The organism is Streptomyces sp. NPDC002513, from assembly GCF_053595355.1.
The window spans coordinates 1-5,368 of the sequence record NZ_JBSFXK010000127.1; the positions used below are offsets into that span (position 1 = coordinate 1).

Annotated in this window: 3 protein-coding genes; all 3 read left to right on the top strand. The window is 67.3% G+C overall.

Annotated elements, in window-relative coordinates; all coding sequences use genetic code 11:
* The first annotated feature begins 567 nt into the window (after nt 1–567).
* Genes oxc through ACWD5Q_RS35075 form a run of 3 tightly spaced genes read left to right on the top strand, consistent with a single transcriptional unit; the run spans nt 568 to nt 5,192 of the window.
* A complete protein-coding gene (gene oxc / locus ACWD5Q_RS35065; protein ID WP_451431115.1) occupies nt 568–2,328 on the top strand; it encodes an oxalyl-CoA decarboxylase in 1,761 nt (586 codons plus the stop codon).
* A 42-nt stretch (nt 2,329–2,370) separates the two neighbouring features.
* Nucleotides 2,371–3,561, top strand: coding sequence for a CaiB/BaiF CoA transferase family protein (locus tag ACWD5Q_RS35070; RefSeq protein ID WP_451431116.1), 1,191 nt, complete (start codon nt 2,371–2,373; stop codon nt 3,559–3,561).
* Between the two features lie 41 nt (nt 3,562–3,602).
* Nucleotides 3,603–5,192, top strand: a complete 1,590-nt coding sequence (locus tag ACWD5Q_RS35075; RefSeq protein WP_451431117.1) for an AMP-binding protein — start codon at nt 3,603–3,605, stop codon at nt 5,190–5,192.
* The last annotated feature ends 176 nt before the right edge of the window (nt 5,193–5,368 follow it).

Here is a 5,368-nt window from a genome sequence, read left to right on the forward strand (position 1 = left end):
TCGACAAACGCAACCGTGTCGACCAGGGGCTTTTCATCTGCCGGGGGTGCGGGGTCGTTGCCCACGCCGACCGGAACGCTTCCCACAACATCGCCACCCGTGGCGAGAGCGTGTGGAATGCGGGGCGTGAGTCACGCGTCCCTGCCACCCCATAACGGGGTGTCTGGACGGAGGAGTCCACCCCAGCAGCCAGTTGGGCACTACCTCCAAGCCTGGTGCTTCAGCGCCGGGTCAAGTTGACTTCCCCGCTCTCGCCTGAGCCCCCGTGAACTCGCCGGACTTGTCGCCGTCTCGTTCGAGACGGCGACAAGTCCGGCTTTCCGGTATCACGCCAAGCCCAGCGCCGGAGACAACAGGTCGCGGAGTGGGGAGTGATGGGTCGTGTAACGCACTGATGGGCCGGGTATCCCCATAAGTGCATGATCGAGACAAGTAGTAACCCATGCACCTAAATCGGTGCGGGTGGGAACGACATGCCTCCGCGCAAGCGGCCTGGCCGACGAGCAGGCCGCCGGGGGCGGTTCTCGGCAAGCCGGGGCCCGGGAAGAGCCAACCTAGGAGCCAGCCATGGCACCGAACGCCGCCGGGACGATTACGCATCCGGGGAGTGCGACCTCCGCAGCTGCTACGCATCCGGACGGAGCCATCACTGACGGTTTCACCCTGACGGTCGATGCGCTGCAGCTCAACGGAGTCGACAAAATGTACGGGGTGGTCGGCATTCCGGTGACCGACCTTGCCCGTATCGCGCAGGCCAAGGGAGTTCGCTACATAGGGTTCCGTCAGGAGCAGGCCGCCGGCCATGCCGCCGCTGCGGCGGGGTTCCTCACCGGTCGGCCGGGCATCTGCCTGACGGTGTCTGCGCCGGGCTTCCTGAACGGTCTGGTGGCGCTGGCCGATGCCACCACCAATTGCTTCCCGATGATCCAGATCAGCGGGTCCAGCGAGCGCAGCATCATCGACCTGCAGCAGGGCGATTACGAGGAACTTGACCAGCTCAATGCGGCCAAGCCCTTCGCAAAGGCCGCGTTCCGTGTGGACCGGCCGGAGGACATCTGTCTCGGTGTCGTCCGCGCCATCCGTGCCGCGGTGTCCGGCCGGCCCGGCGGGGTGTACCTGGACCTGCCGGCCGCGGTGCTCAAAGCCACGATGCCGACGGAGGCGGCGAAAGACTCGCTGTTCCAGGCGGTCGACCCGGCGCCCGCGCACCTGCCCGCGCCTGAATCCATCGCCCGAGCCGTGGATTTGCTCGCGCACGCCGAGCGTCCGCTGATCGTCCTCGGCAAGGGGGCCGCTTACGCGCGGGCCGACGAGGACATTCGCTCGTTCGTCGAGACCACGGGCATCCCGTACCTGCCGATGTCGATGGCCAAGGGGCTGCTGCCCGACGACCATCCGCAGTCCGCGGCCGCGGCCCGGTCCCTGGTACTGGGGCAGGCCGACGTCGTGATGCTGATCGGCGCCCGGCTGAACTGGTTGCTCGCGCACGGGCGGGTCCCACGTTGGTCGGCGGCGGCGAAATTCATCCAGGTCGATGTCGACCCGGCAGAGATCGACAGCAACCGGCCGATCGCGGCTCCGGTGGTCGGCGACATCGCCTCGGTGATGGCCGAGTTCAACCGTTCCGTGAAGCCGGACCGGGTTGCCGTGCCGAGTGCCTGGTGGGACGCGATCAGGGAACGGACGGCGCACAACGTGGCGAAGATGCAGGCCAGGCTCGATGCGGACGCGGCTCCGATGAACTTCTCGACCGCTTTGCGTGCGATCCGCGACGTGCTGGACCGTCACCGCGATGCCTACCTGGTCAGTGAGGGCGCCAACACGCTCGACTTCGCCCGCGACATTCTGCCGGTGTACGAGCCGCGGCATCGGCTCGACTCCGGCACCTGGGGAGTCATGGGTGTGGGCATGGGTTATGCCATCGCCGCGGCGGTCGAGTCCGGCAAGCCGGTGGTGGCCGTCGAGGGCGACAGCGCGTTCGGGTTCAGCGGCATGGAGATCGAGACGATCTGCCGCTACCAACTGCCCATCGTCACAGTCGTCTTCAACAACGGTGGCGTCTACAAGGGCGACGAGGTGAACACGTACTCGGCCGACCCCGCGCCAACGGTGCTGCTGCACTCCAGCCGTTACGACAAGGTCGGCGCGGCCTTCGGCGGCACCGGCTACCAGGCCGACACACCGGAGGAGCTCGGCCACGCACTGCGCGCCGCGCTGCACGCCGGCAAGCCCGCCGTCATCAATGCCGTCATCGACCCGACCGCCGGCACCGAAAGCGGCCACTTGGTCAGCATGAACACCACCAGCCCCGTACAGCCGCTGCGCTGACCACGACACAGGACGACACCGGATGGAGAAGAGGAGATGTCCATGACCGCGGAATCCGTGCACGGTGCCGCCACCCCGACCGAGCACCTCGATCCGAGCAAACCGCACGCCCTGGAGCACATCACCGTCGTGGACTTCACCCGCGTCCTGGCCGGGCCGACATGCACCCGGATGCTCGCCGACGCCGGCGCACGGATCATCAAGGTCGAGCGCCCCGGCACGGGGGACGACACCCGCCAGATGGGCCCGTTCGCCGCCGACGGCACTTCGGAGTACTACCGATTCGCCAACATCGGGAAAGAAAGCATCGCCCTCGACCTCAAGAACCCGGACGATCTCGCGCTGGTCGAGTCGATGATCGCCGAAGCCGACGTCGTCGTGGAGAACTTCCGCCCCGGCGTCATGGCCAAGCTCGGGCTCGACCCGGCCAAGCTCGTTGTGGAGCATCCACGGCTGATCGTCTGTTCCATCTCCGGCTTCGGCCAGTACGGGCCGCTTCACATGCAGCCCGCCTACGACACCGTCATCCAGGCCCTCTCGGGGATCATGGACGCCACAGGCGAGCCCGACGGTGGCCCAACCCGTGTCGGCACGTCCATATCCGACATCCTGGGCGGCATCTTCGGCTACTGCGGCGTCCTCACCGCTCTGGCGGCCAGGGAACGCACCGGTAAGGGAACCACCGTCGATGTCGCGATGCTCGACGCGACGTTCGCCACCCTGGAGCAGGGCCTGATGGACGCGCTCGGCGTTCACAAGCGCCCGCATCGCATAGCGAACCGTCACCCGTCCATGGCGCCGTTCGACACGTTCACCTGCTCTGACCAACTCGTCGCGATCTGCGTCGGCAATGACCACCTCTTCGGCATCCTCGCCGGCGCTCTCGGAAGGCCCGAGTGGGCCACCGATCCCCGCTTTGCCACCAACGTCGACCGGATGGACAACCAGGCCGAGCTCAAGGCAGCCATGGAAGAGGTGCTGCGCACCGACACGGCTGCCGCCTGGCATGAACGGCTGGAGGACGCGGGCATACCCGTCGGCCTGGTCCTCAACGTCGACGACACACGCAAGCTCGAGCACATCAAGGTGCGCGGCATGGTCAAGGAGGTCGGCGGATTCGAGGTGCCCGGCAACCCGATCAAGTTCGGCGCCTACAACTCGCTCGGCACCATGGTCCCGTCGCCGGAGCTGAACAGCAACGGTGATGCCCTGCGCGCCGAGTTCGCGCCCTGAGCGAGCCACGCATAACCCGCTCCCCGCAAGGGAGAGTTGTCATGCCTGCTGGTGACACGGCCGGTCAACCCGGCGTGGCAAGGCTGATCGAGGACAGCATGCGTCGTACGCCCGACCAGACGGCAGTCGGGGTGGCAGACGGCAGCATGCGCCTCACCTACCAGCAGATGGGCAGGCTTGCACAGACACTCGCGCACGAACTCACAGAGGCCGGGATCACCCGTTCCGACCCGATCGCGCTCTACAGCGACAACCGCCCCGAGTTCATCGTCGCGCTCCTTGCCGCGTGGACCACGGGAGCGGCGGTCGTCCCCATGGATCCGCAGCTGACCGTGCCTGAGATACATACGCGCCTGGCCGCCGTCCACGCCAAGGCCGTGCTTCTCCCACACCGGCTGCGCGACAGCTACCCCGCGGAGGGCGATGCCACCCCTGCGTGGGCCATCGATGTCGGCACCGCCCGCACCCAGGTGGCCCTCACCGACATCCGTCACGGTTCCAGCCCGAGCCGGACCGCACCGCTGCAGCCGAGCCGAAACCCGCACCAGGCTCAGGGCCCGGGTCATGCCCTGCTGCTGTTCACTACGGGAAGCACCGGCACACCCAAGATCGTGCCGCTCACACAGGCCAACCTCGCCGCTTCCGTCACCGGCATCCAATCGACGTACCACCTGGGAACCGACGACGCGACCCTACTGGTCATGCCGCTGTTTCACGGACACGGCCTCGTCGCCGGCCTGCTCGCCACCCTCGCGAGCGGCGGCGCCGCCTATCTCCCCGCCACGGGGCGGTTCTCAGCCCACCTTTTCTGGGACGAGATCACCGCAGCGAGGGCAACCTGGTACACCGCCGTACCCACCATCCACCAGATCTTGCTGAACCGCGCGGCCGGCGAATACCCCGCCGCCGACCCTCCCGCACTGCGGTTCATCCGCAGCAGCAGCGCCCCGCTCGCGCCGGCGGTCTCGCGGAGGATCAGGGAACAATTCGGCGCACCGGTGATACCCGCCTATGGCATGACCGAGACCGCACACCAGGCCGCGTCGAATCCGCTCCCGCGTGACGGCGTCTGCAAGGACGCCTCCGTGGGCCTTCCCACCGGACTGCAGATTCGCATCATCGCCGGCAATGGCGAATTGGCCCCTACCGGCGACACCGGAGAGGTCTGCGTACGCGGACCCGCACTCACCGCCGGTTACCTGAACGACCCGCAGGCCAGTGCCACATCCTTTACCGATGGGTGGTTCCACACCGGAGACCTCGGCCACCTGGACTTGGACGGTTACCTGTTCCTCAGCGGCCGGGAAAAGGACATGATCAACCGAGGCGGCGAGAAGATCGCTCCGCACACCGTGGAGGCAGTACTGCTCTCCCACCCCGCCGTCCAGGACGCACTGGCGTTCGCCGTGCCCGACGCGAAGTACGGCGAGGAGATCAACGCCGCCGTCATCCTGCAGACCGGCCGACACGCCACCCAGGCCGACCTGCAACAACACTGCCGGGGTCAGCTCAGCGCCTTCGAGATACCCAAGAAGATCCACTTCCTCGACCGCTTCCCCCGCACCACCAAAGGCGACGGCGACCGCAGGGCACTGGCCGCAGCTCTCACCGATGAAAGCCCACCCCGATAGGGGGACGCGACTGCCATGGGAGGCCGCCCATGGTGGGCTGCCAGGATTCCGCACAGCCGCGAAGGGTGAGAGCGGTTCCACTGAACCCTTCTCGGTAATTTGTCGTGACGCTTCGTGATCTTCAGGCTGTGCGGTCGTGTTCCAGCTGCAGGAGGACGAGGGCCGCTCGGGCGATG